Here is a 23,962-nt window from a genome sequence, read left to right on the forward strand (position 1 = left end):
CGCTTCTAACGACAGTGTGTTAATTTTTCACCACTGGGTTACACGAACGCGTATCTTGTTTGCCGAGTGCATCAACCAACTCAGTCCTACTTTATTCCAGATCGCCCGCGCTGCACGCCGCACTCGGTTGCGCTCTTCGACGGTACAGTTGCCGCCTCAAGATATCGGGTAAGACCTCTGACCAGCGACCACCACCGTGTGGCGCAACGTCCCAGCCACGCTCGCCACGTGTATAGATGCTTCGCGAGCGTCTGTACGCCCTGTGCCAGAAGGCCCAGTGCTGCACAGAGTAACATAATTGCTGCTGCTAGCATGGCAGTGCCGAAGAGGACACACCAATGGGCGGAAACAATCGCCCAAGGAACAGTGTTTCAGGAATCCGGCTGGCACCACTCCACAAAATCACCACCACCGAAGCCACGTCATGTCCAAGTCGCGCGGTCTGCTAATCACTCTCTTCGCAGTTATCCTTCTACTAGCCTATCGGTCACGCTACACTGACCGTGCCTGCGTCACACTATGAAGAGGCGTCAAATTGTGCTGTCAGCCGTTGCTGCGTGTCCAGTCCTGCGTGAAACCGAGTGATAATCTCAGATTGGTGCTCTGGACATGCGAGCACGGCGACGGCCCCATCCTGAACCTGAATCACCGGTTGCTGTGGGTTGTACGGTGCGAGGTGACAACTGGGGCAGCTCACGCCGCCAGCGGGCCTGTGATTTAGGATTTCAGCGGTGGCTGTAGTCGTGTATCCACAAACAGACTTGAACTGTTTTAAGTGATCAGTACAGCCAACGAGTGGAACCGTTAGTTGGTCAATGAGCAGGAACGACGGCATACCATCGGGTGACTCCAGTGCGGACCGACATGCATCACACTGGATCGGCGGATATTCCTCATGTTTGTCCGACGGGTCCTGCAGTGGTTCTCCGGGGACCATAATAAGCAGAGCACGTGAAACTTGGGTACGCACACGGGTAAGTGATATGTTTAGATACTCGTCGGAGGATATCCAACCTCAGCAGACAGCAAACTAGCCTGTTATAAAACCATTCACAGCTGATTTACTGCGGTGTCGATCCGAGTAGAAAATGTTCGCATAAAGATGGCTACAAAAGATAGCGCAACATATAGAGGATCTATGCAGCATAGCTGCGCAATTTATTCCATCTGGTGAGTACTTGATTTGGTTCTGACCGCAAATATCTCACGTATACATAACTGACCAAGCCGCTGTCATCCCAGCTATTGTTAATATTCGCTCACGCAGAAGCCGTTTCCTTCTGGGTCTTCCATTACCGTCCAAGTTGCCGTGTGCGTTTCGTACGCTTCGGTCTTGGTTTCACGGACGGATCCCCCAAGCTGACGGAGTTGTTCAACTGTCTCCTCACGATTCTGGGTTGCCAAGTCAAGATGGATGGGGAGGTCGCGCTCCGTTCCTTTCGGTTGTTCTTTGAACAGCAGATTTGGGCTACCGCCAGGACGCTCAACAATTTCTGGACCAAGCGATCCCGGAAGGTCCTGTTGTTCACCATCAAGAGCTTCCGACCAGAACTCCGCCAGTCGTTCCGCATCAGTACAAGCAAAGGTAATAAATTATAGCTTTTCCATGCATATCAGTCATTCTACAGGGTCAAAACACCTGTTGTCAACGACAATTGTTACCGATTTTGACAGAGAAAAGATCTATTGTAAGTTGTAACCAACAGCTAATCTTTGAACAGTTCCGTATCGAATTCGTCAGTTGAGTCCCGAACGAGACGGTCCTCTCCATCATGAGCGGCAATCGCGCCCTCGCTCAATTCTGGGTTGACCTCTTCGATGGTCTCGGGTGCGACTTTCGTTGTGACCTCAAACTCCTCGATTGGACTAAGAACACCCCATGCAGCCCCGATTGCATGGAGGACAACGGCCAGTGGTGTCAATACCAGAAACACCGGCCACAGCAATGGATGTTTTTTGTAGGCCCACAGACCAAACAGCATATAAATAAACAGGACGACCAACAGTGCAGTCGAAATCAGTTCGAAGAACTGGATGCTAACTGTTGCACCAGGGACGACCGAAGCACCAATAATCAACAGTGGAATGGCCGGCGAAAAGCCCCACGACACGACGCGAGTTAGTGTCAGTGGTTGGTACACTAGCGGGAGGATATGACGATCAGAGTGTCAGTCAAGTTCGGACGTGCGTAGGGCCTGTAGACAACCCAGAGTATGAGGAGCGTACAGCGTTTATCTATGAATTATTAGCGATAAGGCCTCTTCTGAAGGTTATTTGAATATTCGCACAAAGAACTTATATAATTTGAGCCAGATGTTTACTACTAGCCGTAAGAAATCATGAAGATACACCTATTTTGGAGAAAAAATAGGAGGTTTTCGAAATCCAATGAGTACTGAGGATCCAGAAGAGGCGACCATGGTCACGCGACTGCTGAACAGTATCCGGACACTCACCGCCAGTCTTCGACCACGTCGGATTAGACCCATTGTCCCACCCGTGACTGTCACTGATGCCAATGATCGAGAAGTTCAGATTCGTCAATATTCTGAAAGTGACCGCAATTCACTGGTCACAATGTACGACGACTTCGACCCAACACAACGTGCACAGGGCGTTCCGCCACGTAGCGTTGAAGCTATTCGCGAATGGCTCTCTGACGCCCTTGACGGAATACATGTTGTAGCCGCTGTTAATAACAAAATTGTCGGCCATATTGGGTTCGTACCCGACGGAACGGGCCGGCACGAACTCCTGATATTTGTCCATCCGGATTATCAGCAAGCAGGCATCGGAAGTGACCTGATAGCCGCTGGGCTTGGCCATGCAGAACAGGCTGGTGTAACATACGTTTGGCTCTCCGTTGAGAAAAGAAAACGATACCAACAGCAGTTCTACAATCGGGCAGGATTCTCCCTAGTCAACTCATCAGGAATGACGTACCGGATGTCCAGGTTGCTCTAAGCAGCAGCGTGTCATGTAATACTTCTCACCCTCTCTGCCAAGCGATTATACAGCCGTAAATTCCTTTTTCAAAGAGGGTGTCATAGAACTCTTCTCACACCGTGATGATCGTGCTTCCCGGATTGTCTCCGCGTTCGTAATTGGTGATTGCGACGACCAGGCGAAGACACAGTGCGAGGAAGACCTGCGCTCGTGCGTGGGCGCGGCCTCGGGCGTGCGTTCGCCCGAGGCCGCAGTCCTTCACTGATTCGTTGGTTCGTTCCACTCCAGTGCGGCGATTGTACGTCTGGTTTAGTATCGATTGTTTCAGCTGTACATCCTCGCTGTGTTTCTCAATGCGGTCCTCGACCCTGTATTCGATATCTTTCGGGTCGTCAGCGTTTCTAGCATTGTACGGGGCGACTGGCACGACCCCTGCGGCCAGCAGGTGGTCGTGCCAGTCGAGGGTGTCGTAGGCGCTGTCACCGACCATCCAAATCGGCTTGGCGACGGCGAGCGCGTCACAGGTGACGCGCATCGCCGTCTCTTCTGGCGCTTGTTTGCTCTCGGTGAACTCCGCTGCAATCGGTATTTTTTGTCCGGTCGAAACAATCGTACAGCCGTAGCCGTAGTAGTACTCTTCATCGGTTGGATCGTAGCATTTCGACGCATCTTGGTCAGCGGGCATCGCCCTCACGTCGGTTGAATCGATGCAGTAGGTCAAGTCGAGCAGGCCGCGCCGGGCGGCCTGCTCGACGAGGTGGTCAAAGACTTCGTCGACGACGTGTTCGAGGTCAGTAAGGAACCGATCGACCGCGTCTCTTGACGGCGGTCGATCGAAGCCACAGCTCAGCCAGACAACCGTGTTCTGAAGCTCCCGCTCAGCAGGACGAATTCCGTAGATATCACGGTAATAGCAGTGGAGGAACCCACGCAGCATCTCTGGTGGTTTATGCTCTCGTGTTCGCCCCGTCTCCGCCGGGGCGAACACGTCGAACTCGCCAAGAAACTCGAAGGAGAGATGCTCAAACAACGCTAACGTCTCGGTCTCCGCGACATTGAAGAACGACTCTACCGAAGGCTCATTCTGCAGGGTCGCTGAGTCCATACCACCTCAGCATTCACCCTGCTCTTTGGTGTGGTAACTGTTCTATGACACCCTCTAGCTAACTGCATATAGTTCACAAACTAGTCGGTTGAGCGTGGGCCGTGGTGTATGTTCTGCCGATGTGCTGGTCGTTAGATGAGATGTTCGACGGACTCGCCGTCCCGGGCTAAAGTCGTTCCCGTCCATCGTTGGGTATCTGGGTGATATTGAGACGAATACTGACACACCGGTCTGCTGGAGCGTATCAGTGCTTGCCAGTAAGTCATCGGTGGCGGGGCGTTCGGTTCCTTCCCCCTCTAATCGAACACCAGTCGCTCTCCATTCCGGCCAGAAATCGAAGTCCCTTCGATACGCTGTTGGACGCGTTCGATGTCGTATGGAACCCGACAGAGATCGACAGACAGGTCGGACAAACCGACGACGCCATATGCAGCATCTGGATCGCCGTCACGAGGTTGGCCGACACTGCCGGGGTTGATCACGAGTCCGTCATCGAATGTCTCAGCGTGTTGGATGTGCGTGTGGCCCAAAACGAGGACATCCTCGTCCTCAAGGAGTGTTGGCGAAAAGTCAGCCGGTTCTGTGTATCGGTCTTGCTCGTCAGGATGGTCATGCACGATTTTGAGTCGCTCGTCGAACAGTCGGAGTTCGCGGGGAAGATCCCCTAACCACTCGAGGTCGTCCGTCGAAAGGACTCGACGAGCATATTCGTCGCCAGATTCCCAGGTCATCCCCCTGACGACATTGCGATCGTGGTTTCCCACGACGGTCGGGATACTTCGGTCCCTGACCATGTTTAGACATGCCTTGGGCGATGGCCCGTAGCCGACGATGTCACCGGCACAGAGGAGTGCATCGACAGGTTCCATATCGTCAAGGACCGCCCTCAATGCAACAGCGTTGGCATGAATATCGGAGAGCAACCCGATGCGCGTCGCCTCGGTCATCGCATTCCTAAATTTGACATGTGGATCGTGATTAACCTACGGGCCAGCCATCGGCGTGTGATCATTGGTCGATAGCTAAGTCTGGTGTTCTGAGCTTCACATCAACATTGTACTGGCGATGTGTGTGTGGTCTAGAGCGAGGTGATAATGCCTATTCCAGTTTCTTAGTTGGTTCACTGACGGTCAATTGCCCTTTGTTAGCAGCCTCACTGGCATTCTCTAGGCTGTCAAGGTGCTCACGGGTCCAACCAATGTATCTGAGCAATTGGCCAACCGCTCTGTCGCTGCCATCGGACTTTTTCAATTCAACAAGACACATCTTGAAGTCGGTTTTGTGAATCGAGAAGATGTCTGGTCATCTGACCACAGTCGAAAGTGCCACGCCTGCATCTAGATAACCTGTCTGGAACATTTTTAACACAGGACCCACCTCGTTCAGCTACGACTGTGTGGCGCTCTAATTAAACGGCTGACCGTGACCTATGAGTGGCTGCAAAGACTGAGATAGCGACATATCTACTCAGATATCTGTCACGTAGTTCTAGCAACCGAGCGTGCAACACGCCGTAGCGTGCTATTATTGGCTGTGTCGGCTGGGGACCTACTCACGTAATAGGTGGTCCCATCCACCGACCAACTAATGCGTACCGTCCTGTTTGTACGCGTTTGCCTTGCCTCGAACTCACCCACTTGCACGGGCACTCCCGGAGTCGTATTCTGTGTCCCGTTGAGAATCCAAATCCTGTACTGGGTGTCATTGCCAGTGGCCTCATACCTGAGTGTCGCCACTTCGGGATCAGATGTGCGGTGTGAAGCAACTTCTAACTCGAATTCTGCTGGCATGTTCGGGTCTGGTACTGGGAGTGAGGCAGCGTCGGCCAGCGCTGCTCGCGACTCGTAGTTATTAAATTGAATTTGTTGTGCGTCGTCCGGAATCTCTTGTGGTTCAAGTTGGAACGTTCCAGGTTCGAATGTCGGATTGAACGTTACATTCCGATATGTGACTATATACTCATAGTCATCACCATAGGCAACGAACTCTGTCTGTCGTTTGATTGGAAATAAGGACTCAGTATCTAGCCACAGCGTCTGTGACCGCAGCGACATATCTTCACTGGCCGGAGCTAGCTCTAGCCGATAGGCTTCTCGCCCGTCAATCGATTCTGTCCCATTGTATAGGACTGTCACATTCCCGCCACGATACGCAGACGAACTGTTTTCTCCAGACTCGTTTTTTTGTGGCACTACTGGCAGGGGTGAAATGCCCGGTGTCGCCGTTGGCTGAGGGACAGGGCGGTTATTCTTCGCAGCGGCGAGGAGTTCTGGATACGTCGCCTCTGTAGAGCTATTATCGGTCTGGAATGACATTCGATGAAGCTCATTCGACTCTGGATCATAGGAAACAAGCGTTGATCCGTTCGCAATAATAAATCCACCTTCACCAACCCGTGGTTGTCTCATTTCCTCTGCTCTATTAACCGACATCACTCGTTCAAAATACGCAAACGAACCAACTCGTTCCCGCTTTTGAGTGACGATTGTGGCTGTTTTGTTGTTCCGGGTTTGGACTGTGGTTACTGTTGCGTTGACGGCATTTACCGACGCGTAGCGGTCTGTTGCCTCATCCTCTGATGGGAGCTCCTCATTCTCACTGGACAAACTCCCGATTGCACTACATCCGCTCGCTGTGACTAGCATCACCACAACCACCACACGTGCAAGCCCTCGCAGGCTGCATAGGTTCCTCGCAAACCTATACATATGTACAGGGATGGTAACAATTGAGTGGATATAAAATACTGTTTAATGGGTTGATCGCATCGAAGCTTCGAATAATGCTCGCCGGTGCGTCGGTGTGACCCTCAGTGAGGTTTGTTGGGTGGCAGTCCGAAGATGCCATGGAACAGTCAGTATGGGTTTCTGAGAATCATCAACCCGAGTTCAACGATGAGGTTCGTCGAGGCGAACATGAACGCGAGGAAGTTCACCACGGGCGTAGGCGGTGGGTTCCTGTGGATGACGCTCTGGACGGTGGTCCTGATTAGTATCCCGCTCGGCCTCGGGTACCTGTTTCTCACCCAGCGTGACTCCGGTGGTGGCACGACCGACGACGCACTGACCGTCCTGCGGCGTCGCTACGCCAGCGGTGAAATCGACGAGGAGGAATTCGACGCGCGCCGTCGGAAACTGCAACGCGGTGAATGAGTGGTGGCCGACTCGCACGACTCAGGTGACGTGAGCCATCGTGAACACAGTCACGATGAGGGCCACACCCACCACGAGGAGCACAGCAGCCACGACGGTCACGGCGACCATGGCGGTGGCCACAAGCGCGGCGGGATGCACGCCGGTCACGAACAGATGTTCTGGCGGCGCTTCCGAAAAGTCGATGAGACACACTCACTCGTCGGAGTTCCACTCGCCACCGACTCTGTCGACGCCCATCATCGCCGATCCGGGATGTTCGGTGAATACGACTTTCATGTTTTCGTCGGGGATATCGAGTTCTTCCGCCGCGTACTCCATCGTGGCGAGGGCGAACGCGCGTTTCCGGTCGATGGACCTCCCGCGACGGATTTCAGCGTCGAGGAACAGCAGCGGTCCATCGACGGCCCGTCCGAGATGCATCTCCGTCGGGTCGCGCTCTCGGATTGTGACCGCGACGTGGCCAGCAGTCGTCGCCATTTCGGTCGTGTAGAATTCTGTTACGCGTTCGGCTAGCGAGGTTTTCGCAGCATCCGATAGCGTCCGTGCGATGTCAAACTGTAGCAGTGGCATGGGGGCAGTCATCCCGAAAGCGACTTTTATTTTGTCCGTCCAGCCAACCACCCTAGTCAGTGGCATGACTGTCGAGCTCCCTCAGTCGAAGGGCGTGTTTCGGCTGCCTATCCCATGGTCCATCTAACCAGCATCATTTAAATTGTGGGTGGTCATACTGAGGGCAGGTTGAACACATTGCACATCTGCCTCGAATCCCGGCCGAGGTCCGGTGAGTGTTCTAGGGAATACGGGCAACACGGTGGTGTTGAATTTAGTGACTGACAACTCCGAGACTGTCGAATACGCCGACGTGGACGATATTTCACCGATGGCGTGGCGACTCCTCCGGGTCGCGGCCGGATACGAGCAACGGGGCGTCGAGCGAGAAGTCGACGACCTCATGCAGGCACACCTCTCAATGCTTGAAAACGGAACTCGCGGCCTATCGGACGCTCGTCGTCAGGTCCTGTTCGACCTGTATGCGGTCGACCTCAGTCCGGACCAGATCAACGCGATAGTCACCAACTTCTAAAACGTCATTATACATCACCCAAGATTTAAGACCAGTGGCTGGGGAGTACCCTGTGTATCAATGATACACCGCACTCTGAGCGAGGTACAGACACGGCTGGTCAAGTTTGGGATTGTGTGTCTCGGGACGGTGCTCATCGCAGCCGCACCGACGCCGGCGGGGCTCTCGCTGGCCGGTCAGTACACGCTCGCGACGATGTTTTTCGCCGGGACGCTGTGGGTAACGGGCACGCTCCCACTCGCGGTGACCGCGCTGTCGATTCCGGTGCTGCTCACTGCTACTGGGGTCTACGACGACATGGACACCGCGCTCGTCGGGTTCGCGGACCACCTCATCTTCCTGTTCATGGCGGGGTTCATGCTGGCAAACGCCCTCCAGAAGTACGACATCGACCGGCGTATCGCGCTGTACACGATGGCGAGGATGGGCAGTTCGCCCCGTCGCCTCATCGGCGCTGTCATGATATCCACTGCGGGACTGTCGATGTGGGTCTCGAACACGGCGACGGCAGCCATGATGACACCGATTGCGGTCGGTGTCCTCTCTCAGGTGCTCAGCAGCGAGGGCGTCGCGGCGGTCGGTGAGTCTACCCCAGAAGGGGCTGCTTCGGGAACGGCCACGGACGGTGGCATCGGCACCGCGGACGAGTTTACCAACATGCAGATTGGAATGTTGCTCGGGACGGCCTATGCCGCCAGTATCGGCGGTGTTGGGACGATAATTGGTACTCCACCGAACGCCGTGCTCGTCGGGCAACTCAACGCTATCCTTGGGTACGAAATCGGATTCGTCGACTGGCTACTCATCGGGCTGCCCGTCGTCTTCATCACGCTCCCTCTCGTCTGGTATCTCCTTACATACGTCCTGTACCCGCCCCAGATCAACAACGTCGACGAGGCACAGGCACAGGCACAGGCGTACCTCGACGACGAGGACAGTCTCGACCCGCGGGGGCGACGTGTCGCGATTATCTTCGGGGCCACGGCCGGGCTCTGGGTGCTCGGTGGCCTCGGCACGTTCCTGGCCCCGTATCTGCCGGCCGTGTGGCTGACCACGCTCTTTGGTGGCAGCGGGATGACGATCTTCGGACTTGAGGGCCACCAGGGACTCCTCTACTACGTGATGGTCGGTGTGATGGCCATCCCCGCGCTCGTGCTGGCCGACACGATGGAGTGGGACGAACTCGTCGACATCGACTGGGGAACGCTCCTGCTGTTCGGCGGCGGTATCTCGCTCGCCGACGCGCTCGCGAACACCGGAACGACCGAGTGGATAGCGAACACGGTGTTTGGCGGGCTCACCGGGATGCCGGTCGTGCTCATCATCGCCGCGGTCGTGCTCGTCGTCGTGTTCCTGACCGAGATGACCTCAAACACTGCGACGACGACCATTCTTGTCCCGATACTCATCGGTCTGGGCAGTGTCTTCGCGGCCACGCTCGGGCTGACGGATTTCAAGACGGCGATCTTCCTCTCGGTCTCTGGGGCGATCGCGGCCAGTTTCGCGTTCGCGCTCCCCGTGGCGACGCCGCCGAACGCCATCGTCTACGGGAGCGGATACATCAAGCAGAGCCACATGCTGCGAACCGGCGTTATCCTCAACATCGTCATGACTGCAGTGCTGACGGGGCTCATCTGGCTGCTGTTCACCTTCGTCTGGCCGCATCTCCTCTGGTGACACAGCGAGACTGGAGTGTCGACCCCTCTCTCTGGACAGGAATCAGCACCGAACGATATCCCTCGTCTTCCTGTGGCAACTCGCCGCGAGCATCTGTTACTACGCCGTGTTCGCAGCCACGCCGTTTCTCCGGGACGAGTTCGGGCTGACCGGAACGAAAGTCGGACTCGTGGTGACGGTACTGACGCTCGGCTACGCGGTGTTTTTACTGCCACTGGGTGCGGTCACGGACCGGTACGGCGAACACAGCACCCTCTCGATGGGCCTCGTCGGCCTCGCCGGGGGCGCGCTGCTCGTCCCGGTCGCGGACACGTACGGACTGTTGCTGTGCAGTGTCTTCGTCCTCGGTGCGCTGTATGGCACGGCGATACCGGGCACGAACAAGGCGATATTTGGAAACGTCCCGTCCGGGCGGCAAAACCTCGCTGGCGTCGCCGTCGCCGACGCTCAACAACGGGATAGTGGGCAATAGAATCCGGGGCGGCTCGGATAACTCTGGGTTCCCGAAATCGGTTCGGATGATTCCCCAGTATGTGGGTCCGCCACGGGGAGCGCCTGTGTGCCAGTACCGGAACGTTTACAGCTGGATCGGTGTATCATTGATACATGGCACTGGAAACGGTACTGGTCGCTGGTAGGCCCGGTGACGAGGGTAACGGGCAGCAACTCGCATCGACAGCGATCGACATAGCGAAGCCGGCGGATGCCCGAGTGGTCGTCGGCCAAATATTCACTGATGAGGAATACGAAACTAGCAAAACAAGTCTGGGTTTCGACGACGCCTCTGAGGTGTCGCCCGAACAGATAGCGGCCCAACACGGGCTCTTCAAGTCAATCGTCTCACAGCTCGACTCCGCAGAAGTCGAGTACGAACTGCGCACTGCAACTGGGCCACACGCGAACAGCATCATGGACCTAGCTGCCGACGTAGATCTCATCATTGTCGGTGGAGCGAACCGCTCACCGACGGGGAAAGCCGTCTTCGGCTCCACCACGCAAGATGTCCTCGTTCAGGCCCCCTGTCCCGTGGTGTTCGTCCGTCGAGAGTGACTGGTGTGAAACTGTGGCGCACAGCTTCGATGCCACCTGAGGACTTGGCGGCGTGGCTTGAAGGCCTAATCTGGCGGTTCAATCCCGGTGCGTCCGAAATAACTGCCGTTATTTCAGAGACACAGCGTGAGTCCGGATTCTGCGGACTCTCTTGCAAGCCGCTTCGCAGAGTTGAACGGTGCAAATTGGAGCGGTTTCCTGAAGTCCGGTGAAGTCTGGCCTCGTGGCTTCATCTATGAGTGAGACCGTGCAGAGAAGACTACTCCTTCGCTTGATTGGAACCCTGTTTGAAGCTCTCGATAACAACTGCGATTTTGTCCGTCGATGGAACGTCTCGGACGCTGTACTCGTGTGGGTGCTGCTGGTCATGTGGATATTCATCCGGTTGCGGGATATCGTATGTTTTGGTGCCTTGGAAACCGCTCAAGAACTCTCGGGTGAGCATCGGTTCTACGAACGCCAGCTGTGACCCCTCTTTGTCCCCGATGAATCCCTGAATGAGTGTGTTGTCAAAGTTCGTGGGATCACCCTGCTCGTCGGGACCGTTTGGGAGCTCAGGAGCGTCTGTCGGCGCTGCGTGTTCACCCATGTCTGTAATATACCGCTCATCAGCGACGGGCGGCGGTGGTCGCATGTACCCCTCTGGAAGTTGAGCGAAGTCGAAGTTAGTCTCGATTCCGTCCGATGTTTTGGCATCGTACGGTGGAACCTGTGGACCCGCAATGTTGTCCACCGTTGCCGGGTCAAGCATGTGGAAGTGGATATCGAAATGGGGCTTCTCCCACGCTCCTTTGCCACCAAAATGGCCGTCTGGATTCCAGTTGAGTCCCAAGAAAGTAAATGGCGTATTAGCCGCGTCCGGGAACGGCACAAAGAACTGCAGCGACTGTTTGAAGTGGATCGTTGCTGCCTGTCCGCCAATCCGATACTTATCAGTCTCTGCCCGATTGTCTGATTCAGTTATATCCGTCTCGTCTGGAAGCCCTTCGAGTGCGGCGTGATCGAACTCAATTCCGTGATACTTCGCCTCTCCTGACGGTGTTTCACTCGTAAAGGTTCGGACTCGCCCGTTTCCGAGGGTAACGCTTCGTCCATACTCAGTGATTCCACTTGGTGGAAAGCCCTCCCAGCTATCGGTGCTATTTCCAGTACCCTTCGCGTCGGACTGCTCATCGTTGGCAGTTGCTATAGGTAGACCGGCTCCGCCTAATATCGCACTTCCTGCAAGGGTCGACTGAAGCAGTGTTCGCCGACTTAGTGCGACCGTCGGATGGTCTGGCGACTGACCTGCTTCCTGTGTCTGATCGGAATCTTCCACCATACTAAAAAATATATTCCCATTTACACTTTAAGCTGTGCGCGGCTAGAATAGAACCGCACACCTCCAACGAGTTCGCCGCGCTGTCAACCTAAAACAACCCCCTGCGTTGGAGTCAGCAAAATCTGACACTGGACTGCTGGCCACGATACTCAGATTGGCGCGGCGATTGTGCTGTGCTTTGTCGCCGGAAGAAACCCAGTGGCGTGGGTTTACTTGCCACCGTGAGGCTGGTCTTGGAATCCCCTCACCCAGCGGGGGTCACAAAATTGCTTCTCACACTGCCGTCAGACTGCCATCGTGACAGTTCCATGCCCTTGCAAGGACAGCCTGAGCTGGTCCGTTGACGCTATACTTCCTATATCACCCCGGTTAGATGACGAACGTAACCTGACGGAACCACCATGGCTTAAGTACACAACTGCACTACAGAAGAGGCGAATGGGCTCGGGGCCGGAGTTGACGCAGACATCGCTGGAGACACTTCAGGAAGCACTCCAAACGGAGCGAATTACCTACGTTGATACGCTGAATGAAGATATCGGCGCAGTTGTTGAGAGTGCAGACCAGCTTGCCTTCGATTACGTCGTCGGTGATGTCTCTGACTATGGCGTGTCCTCGAATGACCATGTCCATCTTGATCTGGTCCATGAGGGCTCGACGATTCACTGCGTACTCTTCGGATACAAGCGGTCAGCTATCGACGCTACGATCGAGGATGGGATGCAGGTGGCTGTGAAAGGCTCACTGTCGTACTACGAAGACGGGGGCAACGTGTCCGTCATCGTCGAAGACATCGTTGAGGTCGGTGAAGGCACGTACCAGCGGATATACGAGCAAAATCGGCAACTGCTGGACTCGGATGGGTTGCTTGATCCGGAGCACAAACAGGCGCTTCCAGACTTCCCAGAACGAATCGGGATCGCCACCAGTGCAACAAGCGATGCCCGAATGGATGCAATTACCAGCATTCACGAGCGATATCCTGACGTTGATATCGTCATCCAGAACACGAGTGTTCAGGGCGACGATGCAATGATGTCGATCATGGGTGCGATCAGTGAACTCGATGACGACCCGCGGGTCGACGTTATCGTTCTCACTCGCGGCGGCGGTTCTGACAAGCATCTCCGGGTGTTCAACGAAACACCGCTCTGCCGTGTCATCCACAAAACCGAGACGCCAGTCGTGGTTGGAGTCGGCCACGAGAACGACCGAACACTGGCCGATGAAGTGGCCGACAGGCGGGTGATGACACCGACCGAGGCGGGCAACATCGTTCCAGAGCGGACCACGCTGGAGGCGGAACTGGAAACACTCGAAGAACGTCTCAACACAGCCTACACAGAGACTGCCGAGACGACGCTGGAAACGATGGACGACCGACTCACACGGGCCTACAGACGGACAGTTGAGTCGGATCTGTCTGCGTTCGAAGCTGAGTTGGACCGCACATACGACACCCACGTTCGAGATGAACTGACTGATCTTGCAAACCGGCTAGAGCAAGCGCGGACCCAGTATGACCAGCAGCGAGAACGTGAACAAGAGGTCGCTGCCCATCGCCGCCAGCGTCGACGGCTGCTGCTCATCTTGGTAGCACTGGGCTTGCTTGTTGTGGCCTTGCTCCTGTACATCCTGCTTCCACTATGAAAGACGAGACAATCGCCGACAAGACCGACCGACTTGAACAGATTATCGAACAGCTCGAAAACGGAGACGTCGCGCTGGAACGAGCGAACGAACTCCATGCTGAGGGCACGGAACTGATTGCTGAGTTGGAATCCGAGCTAGCTGTTGGGGATGGCGAGGTTATTGATCGCTGAAGTCCGGTTAAAACTGTTTTGAGCTATAGTAGCTCTCCTCACAGAACGTCCCGTATTTCGGTTTCTGTGGTGGCTCTTGCGATGGCTGCACCCTCGCCGTCAACGTTTATCTCAGAAAGTTAAGACCCAATGGACGGCTAGACAGCGGATTTAGATCAGCTAACCAACAGCCGGGACGGTTCTCATTCTCTGTTGGTTAGCGTCTTCAGAGTGCTGGAAGAGTCCGGGTACGCTTACGAAGTCTATGTGCCCTCACAGAATGCTTCGAATCCGGGCCAGCAGTCCGGTGACTCCTCCGGCACACGCCGGAGGCGCTCATGCACATCCTGCCAGATACCTGGGTGCGTTTGTAGATATTCGCTGAGCACCCACGTTGAGCGGTGGGTGCGTATTTGGACACACTGCCGATGGCACACTCGTCGCAGATGTACTTTCTACGGGCCAACACATCGACTTTCGAGGTCGCTGCTGGCGCGTCCTGCACGACCCAGTCCCGATGGTCACCCCAAATATCGATCTCGAGGCGAGAAGCTACGACAAGGCGATTTATCCCTGATTTAATCGCGTTAATTCGGCGAAAACCGGCCCCAAATCGGCCTCATGGCTTGGCCCCCTTATCACCTCCCGCCCGATACGTCGAGTTGCAATGTTCGAAGCAGATCCGCTGACGATTGTCCAGTTCGCAAACGAAACGGCTCAGATGGGGATGCAGGCAGGCCCACCGACAGACCTCCCCGCGCAGGTTCCGGACTTCGTCGGGAACATTCTGGCTGAGGTTAGCTCCGCGGCCGGCGGTGAGTCCGGTGGCCTCGGTGAGGTGATCAGCAGCATGACACCTGGTGGCAGTGAGGCCGGGGCGAATACGGCCGCAGAGAACGCGACTTCGGCCGCGAACGGGGCCGCGGACAATGCCCCTGGCAAATAAGCACGCAGTGGTTCCACCAGTTGGACCTGATTGGGGTACGGAATGATTGTCTGGCGCTGACCGTTCTTTTGAGCGCTCTAAGCAGGTGTAACTACCGTTTCAGCGTATGGGTGTCTGACGACGAGACCAAGATCGCTGGGGAGTGAGTGGTTCGGTTGGTTGTGGCTAACCAAGCCGACCGCGAGGCGGTTCGAGATATCTTGTTGCATACCGCCTCCTCGTTCCTCTTAAAAAGTAACCGCAATAAGCCGTCGTAATCACATCGGTTCTTTCTTAGCTAAAGACGGATGAGAGCAAGTAATTAAACCGGACGACCGCAGTTCCTGTCTATTCGGGATGTAGTTGCCGTTGAGCTTCTATTGCTCCGCTCTGACGAATCCGGACTTCATACGTCTCAACAGAGAAACGAACCTCGGTAAACTGTCGCCCCGCTACTGCCTGAAGCCCGTTGCAGAGCGACTCAGCGTCAACGTACTCGTCCAGTACTGGTACGTCATCAGTAGACAACTCCTCCAGAACTTCTGCAAGCTCTACGATGAGCTCAGTGTCGCCGTCCCAGTCATGAACTGCAAGCGTTTCCCAGTTCTGGGAAAGCGATGGAGTAGCAGCGCTCTCTGACATACCTACATTTGGTTACATACGTACATGAAAACATCGGCCTAAGTATCAGTAGTAATAACTACGTCAAAATAAATTGAATCAAGTAGTGGGGACTCCGAGACCGTCTGGAAAAGCGTGGTTCAGTACAACCTCCTCGGCGTCACCATCAGCCGAAACAACGGCCACGGAGAACTCGTAGCTGTTCCAGTTATCTGCTGCAGCCTCATCATCAACACCGAAAAAGGGCGGTTGGCCCTGAGTGAGTAGTTCATGTGATCTGGTCAGTACAGAGGAACAAGCCAACAGAACCGTCCGCGTTCGACTCGGTGGTTGCCAGTAGTACCGCGCAAGATACAGAGGGTGTATCCAGCATACTGAGATTCGATTGCACTCTCGGAGAAACTGGTGAAAACTGGACTAGTCAAATAGCTACGTCACAGTGGCTCGATAATGCCAATTGTCGTGGCCACCGCCACGATCACGAAGAGACCACCGGAACCCAGAACCGCTACAGCTTTTTGCTGACGGAACTGGAGACATTGTCTCTGTCTATGCCAGCGCTGACTGTCGAGACTGGGTTTCACCTGACCCAGTGTGGCAACCTTCGTGTGCAGGGCTGCGATTGACACTGGCTAACAACCCATAGTTAAAATTAATTATCGACGGCGAATACCACCAAAACAGGTTCTGGTCCCCGCTGCAGGCCGACTCCTACGCCACCCTCACGTGGGTGAGGCGGTATGCAGGATCCGGAACCTGTCCGTGCCTCTGACAATTGCGGTTGTCGGGCGAGACTGTCGGTGCCCACCGTCGCCCGACATGCCCCTTTTGCAAGGAACATAGCACCTGTTTGACACCACTCTGGTCACAGCACTCCGTCACTGGTGGTCACCTCCAGCGACGGGTCTGGTCGGCGTAGGTAGGTCCGTGAGCGTGTCTGACGGCGTCAGTCAACGTACCTCGTTCGTACGAGCGTCGAACTCGTCCCGGTTGATGCGGTTTTGCCCGGTGAGTGTGCTGAGATTCTGATAGAGCCGGCTGTCATTGAGCGGGTCTGTTCATACTACCGATACGCCTTCGGAGAACTGCGGCTGAAGCCCCTCGTTGAATAGTATCAGGAATTATAGAAGTAACGACTAACTGACCACCAATAGAGGACCAGAACTAGATTGAATCTGACGAAGAAATACAGCGGTGTAGATGAAAAACAAATCGCATTACCAGCAGCTGTTGTGTTCTTTTCCAATGATAAGCGGGTGTCCGAATACTGTTTTTCGTTACTTTGTATTTCCAGAAGTATTATCTGAATACTTATTTCTAGCAAGAGTATGCCAATCCGGCAACATCGACCTGACACGGAGGCCTTCGTGGAAGAATTCTTAGCGCAAACGGTTCCTTCAGCAATCCCAAATGACCGCTTCATCAATTGGGACGGCCTCAACGAGAGTATCGAGATGGACTCTGAACAGATCGCGGCTATTGTCGAACTTGAGGACGTTGAGAAAGAGGCCTTCGTAGGAGGAGTTGCCGACGCTCTGATGGCTGCCGACGATACCCGCGAGTGGATAGATTTCTACTTTGAACTCGTCGGTGAACGCGGGAATAAATACAGTTCGCTCGAAGGGTGCGACTCGGGCCATAAATAGCGATGGTGACAGTCGCGGCGAAGTGGACGAAATAATCGCGACAACAGTCGAACCAGCGAACCGGGCCACAAAAGGCCAAACGTCTCTTGGCCAGTATAATTCTTGAGTTGAGCCCTACTGACGCTACCAACAATGACTGTGTACAATAGGTGATAGAATAGAATCCAACGCGAGATCCGGGCAGTGTACTCTACTTACCGCTGATGATGTTGTTCGCTTCGTCACGGGTACGCTTCGCGGCCTCCTGTGCATAGCCCTCGTGTGTTGTTTCGATGGACTTGTGCCGCAGTACGTCCTGCGCCAGCTGTGGGTTTTCGCGATAGAGTTCACGACCGAGGCCACGGCGAGCCCCGTGGGGTTTCAGCGGCTCCTCGAAGTCATACTCAGACCACTCACAGAGGTCTGCCAGTATGTTCCGGGCTGACTGCGTTGTGATCGACGGCGTCGGGTCCAGTGCTTTCGCCGCGTTGTCGAGCCTGGGGAACACGGCCTCGTTCTCGTCGGGCTCTCGGAGTTGCTTCCAGCGCCGGAGCGGGCGAAGTGCATCGTCGAGGATGGGTGCAGACTCACGGGTGCGATTCTTGCCGAACACTTGCATCGTGCCAGCATCGAGGTCGACGTGCCGCCACCGCAGGCCGTTCCGTTCTTCATCATCGGAGACGGCGACGAGTTCCGCACTGCGGGCTCCGGAGTAGGCGAGTAAGAAGACGAGTGCCTGGTCGCGGTAGGCCGCCGTGCGGTCAATGTCGTCGCTCTCGCCGGCTTCATCGACGCGGGCGGTGGCAGTCGCGCAAATGGCTTCGCGGTCGCGTGTCGTCCAGTACTGTTGGTCGGTTTCAGTCTCGTCGGTCGGAAGCGGGCCTTCGGCGTGGTTGGTCTTGGCCGGGTTCGTCGGTACCAGACCCTCGTAGACAGCCCATGTCAGGAACGAGCGGACGTAGGCGAAGTAGCGGCGGGCGGTTTCTGGTGAAATATCGTCTCTGTCGTCGGCCCGGGCTAGGTCACGAGCGTACTGCCGACAAAGGTCGTCGTCGATATCCTCGGGACTGGAGATACCGTGCTGGTCCCGGGACCAAGCTGCGAACTTCCGAAGCACGCTCGCGACGTTTGTTCGGTAGCGCCCGGAGTCGATATCGACGAGTCGTTTCTCGATGGCTGTTTCGAGGGCGTCACCCCCGGGAGTAGCGTCGTATGCAGGCGGAAGCCGATCCATGCTTCCCGTACAGCGGCGGTCCGGGTAAAACTGGTGGTGCTTATTGCATTAATACAAACCTATCTACAAAACCAGAATTTCGGTGTTTCAGTACCCTTTATAGTGCAATTATTGGCTCTGTCGGTGTTGATAAAGGATATATTGCTATACGGAATTCCGAAACTGAAGTTGAGACTACACCGAATTTAGCGGGGCTATAATGCGTGGTTTCGGGAGATTCGTCGAAAGACAATGCGGCGAATCGCCAGACTGCCAGTTGCTCAATAACGATGTCACATATATACTCAGAACCCACCTCGCGCTCTGAACCGATTCGATAACTGTACGAAGATTCGAGGGTTGGACGCGAACGACTTACTAAGGCTGTCTCAACCCTCTATTTGCAATGGCAAAACGCAACGACCGACACGTCAAAGCTATCGGTTCTAAACCGAGGGACAGCTAACCATGCGCGTTCCCGTCCCGAAAAACAAACTCGTCGCCTTCACGCTCGTCGGTGCGCTCCTTACAGCTGGTGTCGCCGGGGCCCTTACTCTGCCCGGTGGCGGCCTCGCGCAGGCTGGCGACCAAACCGACTCACCCGATTCGACGGCGTCGGACGCATCGCAACAGGTCGCTGCGGATGCGCCGACGCCGAATCAGGACTTCACGCCAGCAGTCCAGACCCAGTCCAGCTACGAAGACAAGGAACACGAGGAGTACGAAGAAAACGACGACCACGAAGAGGAGGAGGAATACGAAGAGGAACACGACGAACACGAAGAGGACGAGTGACCGAGATGACGAGATCGCTCGCATCAGTGTGCGAACGGTTCGGGGACACCCACCGCGCGTTCAGCTGTTGTGACACGACGTTTCGGATTCAGGCGACAGGCATTCGGGCCGAGACTGCGGCAACCGCGGCCCAAGAAACGGCTGAATCACTCGAAGCACAGCTGAACGCCTTCGATGAGATGAGTGCCGTCAGTCAACTCAACCGTGAAGGGGAAATCGCGAACGAACACATCGCGCGTATCGTCCGGCGTGGGCTCGAATACAACGACCGGACCGACGGGGTGTTCGATATTTATCAAGGCCGCCTCGAACACGAGCTCAAAACATTCCTGCGTGGTGACAGCGAAACACCACCAGACGGATTCGATACCGGAACTGTCCGGACCAGCGGGCCCCACGTCACTACCGACATCAAACTCGATCTCAATGGCCTCGCCAAAGGGTACATCGTTGACCGGGCAAGCGAGGCACTCGGCGGTGTTGGTCGACGTGGGTTCGTTAGTGGTGGCGGGGATATGTCTCCACCGACAGGCCCGGTTGCCATCGAGAGTCCGTACGGCGACGACACACCGCTGAAGATCCTCGACACGGACTGGTACGTCGCAACGTCCGGCGGCTACCGACGATCGCGAAACGGGACTGACCACGTCTACGATCCAACCACTGAATCCCTCGGCTCTCGTCATGAATTGGTCACTGTCGTGGTGCGCCGGGACTGTATGGAAGCCGACGCCTTGGCGACAACCATCGCAGCACTCCCACTTGCTGAGGCACGCGAATTAGCATCAGAATGGGAGGGTCTGGAGGCACTCATCATCCACGACGGCGTCTTTCATCCAACAGAAGGGTTTGAGACACATGTCTTGGACACATAAGCAACGAACCACCATCGTAGCAATCGTCGTCTTAGTGGTGGCTGTCCCTGCTCTTTGGCAGATCGGAGACGTGCGTGCCGCCCAAGCGACCGAACAAAAACAAAGCGACCTTGTCGACCAGACCGTTTCAACGAGACAGGCCCCAGCTGATTACGACGGCGATAGTATCAACGACTCCGCGGATACGTGTCCGACACGACCGGAAACGAAAAACGGGTTCCAGGACGCGGACGGCTGTCCTGATGTCGTCGAAACGACGGGGGCATCGTAATGTCACAACTCGTTTGGCTCCTCGACCGAGGTGCCGCACTCGTGACATATCCGGCGTTGTATCTGGCTGTTCTCACGGGCATTCTCTACAACACGGAGTCATTTGGAATGCTCCACGAGGCCGCTCAACGAATCCATATTGAATTATCCGTGTTCGCGATGATCGTCACGTTGCTACACGCAGGACTCGGTGTGCTTGATGCGTGGTTCGTCGTCACCGGACAGGTTCCAGCGCCGGCATACTCGATGCCGTACTTCCTCGGCGGCGTCGCCGTGGGTGCGGGGGCACTGCTCATGCTTGTCGTCGCAGTTCTAGGCTTTACTGACGCGAAACGCTTCCAGCGACCGTGGGGGCCACGCGTCGTCCACTCATTTGCATATGCTGGGTTCGCGTTCGGGACAATCCATGCTGCAGCGATCGGGACTGACCTGACGGGACTCATCCGTCCTCTGCTGGGGCCCTCAGTGGCGTTTCTCGTGTACGTGCTCCTGTTGCGTCTGTTGGTGCTTCGAGGGATTCCATCGAACGCGATCCCGGATTAGTAGCTGTCCCAGAGGCCGAGGATACGGTCGACGACTTTGTCCGTGAACGAGCGCCGGTGAACCGTGTAGAGGTACTTGACGCGATCGGGATCGCTGACCTCGTAGACCACACTTCGGCCGTCGCGTTCTTTCGTGACGAGGTCGGCCTCGGCGAGCTTTGATAGATGCCACGAGACCGTCGATTGCGCCTTGTCGAGGCGTTCGCTCAGTTCAGTCGTCGAAAGCGGGCTGTCAGTGAGAAGATGTGCGAGGATGCGGCGACTGTATTCCCGGCGCAACGCGTTCATCACTGTCCGATCGGCTTCGTCGAACTCGGCAGCCGGATAGTACCGCGTGTACTTGCCGTCGTCCGAGACGTCGATCAGGCCTTTGTCGGCGAGCCACCTGAGCTGGTACTGGAGTGTCCCCTGTGCGTACTTGAGCTCGTCGAGGAGCGCACGAAAGTGAACGCCCGGCGTGTCGGCTATCCGCTGGTAGATTTCCCGCCGAGAGGCCAGTTCGAGATCCGGATCCGACATTGCTCAGTCCCGCGTCAAAGCGACGAAGAACGCCAGGAGGCCACCAAGGATCAGAATCGCACTCCCGTGTTCAAGCAGTTCGAGCGTGGTGTACGGGAAATACGGAAGCAACGGATACTCGAGAAACACGATGAGCCCGTAGACGGCAAACATCCCGTACCCGAGCGTAACGATCCACATACGACGATCACGTTCCCGCCGCCATGCGAGGAAGCTGAGTACACTCAGGCCTGCCGCGAGGACGAAGATACCCAGACTAACGTATTGTTCGAGGAGTTGAGCGAGGGGCATACGTTGTATCTGTATACACAGCCGGAGCGACGTACTCGGCAATCGATACAATTCAATCGAAGGGTAGCGGGGAAAACGATTGGCGTCCAACCGTCGAATCCAATCTTATGTATTGAGACGACCAGTCTCAACTTCTGCGCCTGAATGGGGGAGTTGAGACTACAGGGGGTCTAGCGGGACTGTGATGCGTGTTTTTAGCCGATTCAGTCCGCGAGAGCTGCCTCAAATTACTCTCCAGATGGCTATTCTTGGTACGTTGCCAATCAAATGGGCAAATTTTCGAGACTTCCAGCAGTGTAGCCACTCAAACACCGCGCTAACCCGAACCAAGCACCCTGCTACCCGATTCCTGTCTCCTTCTTCAGCAACGTCAGCGTGTTGTCGGCTGTCACAATTGCCGAGTGTTCGTATTCACCGGTCAATTCGACCTGCGCGAGTAGATCCACTGCTCGCCAAATCGAGTACAGCAGGCACGCAAACGCGAAATAAAAGAACCGGAGTCCGAAGTCTTTCGATGTCGTCGCGGCCATGAGCCGTTTAATCGACCTGTAGCCGCTTTCTATCTCCCACCGATACCTATACTCGGTGAGAAAAGCACTGCTGGTATTCGTTATAAACACTGAGTACTGACGGTGGTCGCCATGCTCAGAATCTTCCTTTCGCCGATAGAGTAGTGTTGTCTCGTGCCACTCATTCTTCCCGAGATGTAGTTTCCTATCAGTCTCGTATCGGTCTTGACCCCGCTGGAGCAACCGTTTGGCCTGCGCTTTCTCGCTGGTTTGCATCCGCTTCGGCACGACATACGACAGTCCACGCTGGCTGAGCATCTCCAGAATGTGCTGGCTGTCGAACTCCCGGTCCATCAGCACGTTATCGACGTGAACGAGGTTCTCGGCAGAGTTAAGCAGATCTTCGATAATTTCTAATCAGGCGTTTTGAACTTCGAACAAGCCTGTCATCGATACTCCGAAATCGTTCGATACGGGACGTAGTAGCCGATCTCATCGATCCACTTCGACAGCCACTCGTCAGCAGTGGCTTCGTCGATCCTCCCAGCATCGATTGCAGCCAACAGAACGCCAACCGACCCCACAACGGTCACGCCCTGATCTTTCGCAAACGACCGAGCATCTCCGTCGTCTGTCAGCAGTCGACCGTCGTGTGCGTCGGCAAGGGCGAACGCCTGTGCTTCCCCAGGATCGAGATGCTCCCCAACAACGGCTTCTCTGTTTGCGACAGTATCCGAAATCGCCGCAACTGGGATTTCGTCGTCAAGCGCATCGAGTGCTTCCTGAAGATATGGGTGGTTAGCAACGCCGTGTTCGAGCTCCTCACGAACGACTGGTACCGTACAGATTCCAGAAAGGTCAGCTACTATCCACAGCTGATCGATGTACGCAAAATTCGAGAGGACAGTCGTGTTCAAGACGCTCGGGTTCGCTGGGAGATCGTTACCTGTCATTTAGCACGTGGCTCCTCATCAGACGAGTCCTCATCATCGAATTCGAGTTCGCGTGCTGCCTCTACCTCGTAGGCTGCGTCGTCTTCGTCAACGAGTCCGAGGCGAAGTTCAACACCGTGCTCACGGAGGATGTCACGCATCGTCCAGCGGTCCACAGCAGCGAGTCTTGCAGCATCACCGAGTGTGATCCGCTCGCGTTCGTAGAGGGCGACCGCAGCTGCAATCCGTTCGTTCTCGTGGTCCTCGAAGTATTCACGCACGAACTCGCGCAACGCATCGCTCTTGCCACCAAACACACCAGCCTCGACAGCACCCTCAATGAGGAGGTCAAGGTCATCTGGGTAAGAACCGGTAATTCGTGCCATCGTTCTCTCCTAGACTACGACTTCATACTATTTATGAACTACGTCAGAATACGATATGCATTGCGACGACTGGTCTCAACTATTACGCTCAAATTCTGACCTTTGATAAGCAACATAATTTTTGCCTGCTAGGAGACCAAGATAGACGTCTGATGCGTGGGAATTCAGCCGTTTTAGCGGTTGTAATGGATTGAGAATGAAGCAAAATTAGCGCGTGATGAGTCTGTCAGCTGTGACGTGACAACTGGAGTCGACGACTGTCGGAAATCCGCCCAGGCGGGCCAGCGCTGCCGCTGGACCGTTTGACAAGCCCGCCACG

The 23,962-nt window shown here is 55.5% G+C and carries 26 protein-coding genes and 2 pseudogenes; 14 read left to right on the forward strand and 14 right to left on the reverse strand.

All coding sequences use genetic code 11. The annotated features are described in order from the left end of the window. Positions 1 to 1,248: 1,248 nt before the first annotated feature. Together RR_RS22620 and RR_RS19890 are read right to left on the reverse strand one after the other, a co-directional pair. Positions 1,249 to 1,590, reverse strand: a complete 342-nt coding sequence (locus RR_RS22620) for a VOC family protein (protein WP_244621441.1) — start codon at positions 1,588 to 1,590, stop codon at positions 1,249 to 1,251. Between the two features lie 116 nt (positions 1,591 to 1,706). After that, complete coding sequence (locus tag RR_RS19890) at positions 1,707 to 2,141, reverse strand: hypothetical protein (protein WP_232508582.1); 435 nt, start codon at positions 2,139 to 2,141, stop codon at positions 1,707 to 1,709. 247 nt (positions 2,142 to 2,388) lie between these two features. On the opposite strand from RR_RS19890, the gene RR_RS21620 reads away from it, so the two are divergent. Then, complete coding sequence (locus RR_RS21620) at positions 2,389 to 2,964, forward strand: GNAT family N-acetyltransferase (RefSeq protein WP_011225067.1); 576 nt, start codon at positions 2,389 to 2,391, stop codon at positions 2,962 to 2,964. Positions 2,965 to 3,058: 94 nt separating this feature from the next. Here the strand turns inward: RR_RS21620 and RR_RS19900 are convergent, their stop codons facing one another. Further along, positions 3,059 to 4,051, reverse strand: coding sequence for an IS5-like element ISHma6 family transposase (locus tag RR_RS19900; protein ID WP_011222280.1), 993 nt, complete (start codon positions 4,049 to 4,051; stop codon positions 3,059 to 3,061). Positions 4,052 to 4,347: 296 nt separating this feature from the next. Further along, the gene (locus tag RR_RS19905) at positions 4,348 to 4,998 is read right to left on the reverse strand and encodes a metallophosphoesterase family protein (protein WP_011225066.1); all 651 of its coding nucleotides are present in this window, start codon (positions 4,996 to 4,998) and stop codon (positions 4,348 to 4,350) included. Between the two features lie 1,968 nt (positions 4,999 to 6,966). Between RR_RS19905 and RR_RS19910 the strand changes: the two genes are divergently transcribed. Beyond that, a complete protein-coding gene (locus RR_RS19910; RefSeq protein ID WP_394295550.1) occupies positions 6,967 to 7,203 on the forward strand; it encodes an SHOCT domain-containing protein in 237 nt (78 codons plus the stop codon). 21 nt (positions 7,204 to 7,224) lie between these two features. Here RR_RS19910 and RR_RS22625 read toward each other — a convergent pair whose 3' ends face one another. Together RR_RS22625 and RR_RS19915 are read right to left on the reverse strand one after the other, a co-directional pair. Further along, positions 7,225 to 7,398, reverse strand: coding sequence for a hypothetical protein (locus RR_RS22625; RefSeq protein WP_160164335.1), 174 nt, complete (start codon positions 7,396 to 7,398; stop codon positions 7,225 to 7,227). Continuing rightward, positions 7,399 to 7,776 carry a hypothetical protein gene (locus RR_RS19915; RefSeq protein ID WP_004966508.1) on the reverse strand — a complete coding sequence of 126 codons (378 nt, stop codon included), beginning with the start codon at positions 7,774 to 7,776 and terminating at the stop codon, positions 7,399 to 7,401. Positions 7,777 to 8,086: 310 nt separating this feature from the next. Here RR_RS19915 and RR_RS19920 point away from each other — a divergent pair, with 310 nt between their 5' ends. From RR_RS19920 to RR_RS19935, 4 genes and pseudogenes are all read left to right on the forward strand, one after another. After that, on the forward strand, positions 8,087 to 8,290 hold the full coding sequence (locus RR_RS19920) for a hypothetical protein (RefSeq protein ID WP_011225062.1): 204 nt from the start codon (positions 8,087 to 8,089) through the stop codon (positions 8,288 to 8,290). Positions 8,291 to 8,350: 60 nt separating this feature from the next. Continuing rightward, a complete protein-coding gene (locus RR_RS19925) occupies positions 8,351 to 9,967 on the forward strand; it encodes an SLC13 family permease (protein WP_004966506.1) in 1,617 nt (538 codons plus the stop codon). A 31-nt stretch (positions 9,968 to 9,998) separates the two neighbouring features. After that, positions 9,999 to 10,394: pseudogene (locus RR_RS21630) on the forward strand (MFS transporter); the annotation flags it as partial. 179 nt (positions 10,395 to 10,573) lie between these two features. Next, the gene (locus tag RR_RS19935) at positions 10,574 to 11,017 is read left to right on the forward strand and encodes a universal stress protein (RefSeq protein ID WP_011225060.1); all 444 of its coding nucleotides are present in this window, start codon (positions 10,574 to 10,576) and stop codon (positions 11,015 to 11,017) included. Between the two features lie 259 nt (positions 11,018 to 11,276). Here RR_RS19935 and RR_RS19940 read toward each other — a convergent pair whose 3' ends face one another. Beyond that, complete coding sequence (locus RR_RS19940; RefSeq protein ID WP_011225059.1) at positions 11,277 to 12,338, reverse strand: hypothetical protein; 1,062 nt, start codon at positions 12,336 to 12,338, stop codon at positions 11,277 to 11,279. Positions 12,339 to 12,776: 438 nt separating this feature from the next. Here RR_RS19940 and xseA point away from each other — a divergent pair, with 438 nt between their 5' ends. The 3 genes from xseA (at position 12,777) to RR_RS19955 (ending at position 15,086) form a co-directional block, all read left to right on the forward strand. Then, the gene (gene xseA, locus RR_RS19945) at positions 12,777 to 13,988 is read left to right on the forward strand and encodes an exodeoxyribonuclease VII large subunit (protein WP_011225058.1); all 1,212 of its coding nucleotides are present in this window, start codon (positions 12,777 to 12,779) and stop codon (positions 13,986 to 13,988) included. Beyond that, positions 13,985 to 14,161, forward strand: a complete 177-nt coding sequence (gene xseB / locus RR_RS19950; RefSeq protein WP_011225057.1) for an exodeoxyribonuclease VII small subunit — start codon at positions 13,985 to 13,987, stop codon at positions 14,159 to 14,161. The genes xseA and xseB overlap by 4 nt, the downstream gene beginning before the upstream one ends. A 646-nt stretch (positions 14,162 to 14,807) precedes the next feature. Continuing rightward, complete coding sequence (locus RR_RS19955) at positions 14,808 to 15,086, forward strand: hypothetical protein (protein WP_011225056.1); 279 nt, start codon at positions 14,808 to 14,810, stop codon at positions 15,084 to 15,086. A gap of 327 nt (positions 15,087 to 15,413) precedes the next feature. Here the strand turns inward: RR_RS19955 and RR_RS19960 are convergent, their stop codons facing one another. Continuing rightward, positions 15,414 to 15,707: a HalOD1 output domain-containing protein gene (locus tag RR_RS19960; RefSeq protein WP_011225055.1), complete on the reverse strand. Its 294-nt coding sequence runs from the start codon at positions 15,705 to 15,707 to the stop codon at positions 15,414 to 15,416. Between the two features lie 1,307 nt (positions 15,708 to 17,014). Here RR_RS19960 and RR_RS19965 point away from each other — a divergent pair. Further along, positions 17,015 to 17,332: a hypothetical protein gene (locus tag RR_RS19965; RefSeq protein WP_011225054.1), complete on the forward strand. Its 318-nt coding sequence runs from the start codon at positions 17,015 to 17,017 to the stop codon at positions 17,330 to 17,332. A gap of 190 nt (positions 17,333 to 17,522) precedes the next feature. On the opposite strand, the gene RR_RS19970 is transcribed toward RR_RS19965, so the two are convergent. Beyond that, entirely contained in the window at positions 17,523 to 18,545 is a 1,023-nt protein-coding gene (locus tag RR_RS19970) for a tyrosine-type recombinase/integrase (RefSeq protein WP_011225053.1), read from the reverse strand. A gap of 447 nt (positions 18,546 to 18,992) precedes the next feature. Here RR_RS19970 and RR_RS19975 point away from each other — a divergent pair, with 447 nt between their 5' ends. Genes RR_RS19975 through RR_RS19990 form a run of 4 tightly spaced genes read left to right on the forward strand, consistent with a single transcriptional unit; the run spans position 18,993 to position 21,007 of the window. Continuing rightward, positions 18,993 to 19,319 carry a hypothetical protein gene (locus RR_RS19975; protein WP_004966868.1) on the forward strand — a complete coding sequence of 109 codons (327 nt, stop codon included), beginning with the start codon at positions 18,993 to 18,995 and terminating at the stop codon, positions 19,317 to 19,319. Between the two features lie 5 nt (positions 19,320 to 19,324). Continuing rightward, entirely contained in the window at positions 19,325 to 20,194 is an 870-nt protein-coding gene (locus tag RR_RS19980; protein ID WP_004966867.1) for an FAD:protein FMN transferase, read from the forward strand. Further along, complete coding sequence (locus RR_RS19985) at positions 20,178 to 20,465, forward strand: thrombospondin type 3 repeat-containing protein (RefSeq protein ID WP_011225052.1); 288 nt, start codon at positions 20,178 to 20,180, stop codon at positions 20,463 to 20,465. Before RR_RS19980 ends, RR_RS19985 begins: the two co-directional genes overlap by 17 nt. Next, positions 20,465 to 21,007 (forward strand): hypothetical protein, encoded by a 543-nt coding sequence (locus tag RR_RS19990; RefSeq protein ID WP_004966865.1) that lies wholly within the window; start codon positions 20,465 to 20,467, stop codon positions 21,005 to 21,007. The genes RR_RS19985 and RR_RS19990 overlap by 1 nt, the downstream gene beginning before the upstream one ends. Here the strand turns inward: RR_RS19990 and RR_RS19995 are convergent. From RR_RS19995 to RR_RS20015, 5 genes and pseudogenes are all read right to left on the reverse strand, one after another. After that, entirely contained in the window at positions 21,004 to 21,525 is a 522-nt protein-coding gene (locus RR_RS19995; RefSeq protein ID WP_004966864.1) for a winged helix-turn-helix transcriptional regulator, read from the reverse strand. The two genes, RR_RS19990 and RR_RS19995, sit on opposite strands and share 4 nt — an antisense overlap. 3 nt (positions 21,526 to 21,528) lie before the next feature. Then, the gene (locus RR_RS20000) at positions 21,529 to 21,816 is read right to left on the reverse strand and encodes a hypothetical protein (protein ID WP_004966863.1); all 288 of its coding nucleotides are present in this window, start codon (positions 21,814 to 21,816) and stop codon (positions 21,529 to 21,531) included. 338 nt (positions 21,817 to 22,154) lie between these two features. Beyond that, positions 22,155 to 22,739, reverse strand: a pseudogene (locus RR_RS20005) (transposase); the annotation flags it as partial. A gap of 32 nt (positions 22,740 to 22,771) precedes the next feature. Continuing rightward, positions 22,772 to 23,278, reverse strand: a complete 507-nt coding sequence (locus RR_RS20010) for a hypothetical protein (RefSeq protein ID WP_004966861.1) — start codon at positions 23,276 to 23,278, stop codon at positions 22,772 to 22,774. Continuing rightward, positions 23,275 to 23,643 carry a UPF0175 family protein gene (locus RR_RS20015; RefSeq protein ID WP_004966860.1) on the reverse strand — a complete coding sequence of 123 codons (369 nt, stop codon included), beginning with the start codon at positions 23,641 to 23,643 and terminating at the stop codon, positions 23,275 to 23,277. Before RR_RS20015 ends, RR_RS20010 begins: the two co-directional genes overlap by 4 nt. Between the last annotated feature and the right edge of the window lie 319 nt (positions 23,644 to 23,962).

The organism is Haloarcula marismortui ATCC 43049 (assembly GCF_000011085.1).
In the GTDB taxonomy this organism is placed as follows: Archaea; Halobacteriota; Halobacteria; order Halobacteriales; family Haloarculaceae; genus Haloarcula; species Haloarcula marismortui.

Bases quoted from the DNA above. Each gene is read 5' to 3' on its own strand.
- xseB (WP_011225057.1), top strand. From the start codon at position 13,985: ATGAAAGACGAGACAATCGCCGACAAGACCGACCGACTTGAACAGATT.
- RR_RS19900 (WP_011222280.1), bottom strand. From the start codon at position 4,051: ATGGACTCAGCGACCCTGCAGAATGAGCCTTCGGTAGAGTCGTTCTTC.
- RR_RS19910 (WP_394295550.1), top strand. From the start codon at position 6,967: ATGAACGCGAGGAAGTTCACCACGGGCGTAGGCGGTGGGTTCCTGTGG.
- RR_RS20000 (WP_004966863.1), bottom strand. From the start codon at position 21,816: ATGCCCCTCGCTCAACTCCTCGAACAATACGTTAGTCTGGGTATCTTC.
- RR_RS19955 (WP_011225056.1), top strand. From the start codon at position 14,808: ATGTTCGAAGCAGATCCGCTGACGATTGTCCAGTTCGCAAACGAAACG.
- xseA (WP_011225058.1), top strand. From the start codon at position 12,777: ATGGGCTCGGGGCCGGAGTTGACGCAGACATCGCTGGAGACACTTCAG.
- RR_RS19965 (WP_011225054.1), top strand. From the start codon at position 17,015: ATGCCAATCCGGCAACATCGACCTGACACGGAGGCCTTCGTGGAAGAA.
- RR_RS19980 (WP_004966867.1), top strand. From the start codon at position 19,325: ATGACGAGATCGCTCGCATCAGTGTGCGAACGGTTCGGGGACACCCAC.
- RR_RS19905 (WP_011225066.1), bottom strand. From the start codon at position 4,998: ATGACCGAGGCGACGCGCATCGGGTTGCTCTCCGATATTCATGCCAAC.
- RR_RS19920 (WP_011225062.1), top strand. From the start codon at position 8,087: ATGGCGTGGCGACTCCTCCGGGTCGCGGCCGGATACGAGCAACGGGGC.
- RR_RS19925 (WP_004966506.1), top strand. From the start codon at position 8,351: ATGATACACCGCACTCTGAGCGAGGTACAGACACGGCTGGTCAAGTTT.
- RR_RS19995 (WP_004966864.1), bottom strand. From the start codon at position 21,525: ATGTCGGATCCGGATCTCGAACTGGCCTCTCGGCGGGAAATCTACCAG.
- RR_RS20010 (WP_004966861.1), bottom strand. From the start codon at position 23,278: ATGACAGGTAACGATCTCCCAGCGAACCCGAGCGTCTTGAACACGACT.
- RR_RS19960 (WP_011225055.1), bottom strand. From the start codon at position 15,707: ATGTCAGAGAGCGCTGCTACTCCATCGCTTTCCCAGAACTGGGAAACG.
- RR_RS21620 (WP_011225067.1), top strand. From the start codon at position 2,389: ATGAGTACTGAGGATCCAGAAGAGGCGACCATGGTCACGCGACTGCTG.
- RR_RS20015 (WP_004966860.1), bottom strand. From the start codon at position 23,643: ATGGCACGAATTACCGGTTCTTACCCAGATGACCTTGACCTCCTCATT.
- RR_RS19970 (WP_011225053.1), bottom strand. From the start codon at position 18,545: ATGGATCGGCTTCCGCCTGCATACGACGCTACTCCCGGGGGTGACGCC.
- RR_RS19915 (WP_004966508.1), bottom strand. From the start codon at position 7,776: ATGCCACTGCTACAGTTTGACATCGCACGGACGCTATCGGATGCTGCG.
- RR_RS19975 (WP_004966868.1), top strand. From the start codon at position 18,993: ATGCGCGTTCCCGTCCCGAAAAACAAACTCGTCGCCTTCACGCTCGTC.
- RR_RS19935 (WP_011225060.1), top strand. From the start codon at position 10,574: ATGGCACTGGAAACGGTACTGGTCGCTGGTAGGCCCGGTGACGAGGGT.
- RR_RS19940 (WP_011225059.1), bottom strand. From the start codon at position 12,338: ATGGTGGAAGATTCCGATCAGACACAGGAAGCAGGTCAGTCGCCAGAC.
- RR_RS19985 (WP_011225052.1), top strand. From the start codon at position 20,178: ATGTCTTGGACACATAAGCAACGAACCACCATCGTAGCAATCGTCGTC.
- RR_RS19990 (WP_004966865.1), top strand. From the start codon at position 20,465: ATGTCACAACTCGTTTGGCTCCTCGACCGAGGTGCCGCACTCGTGACA.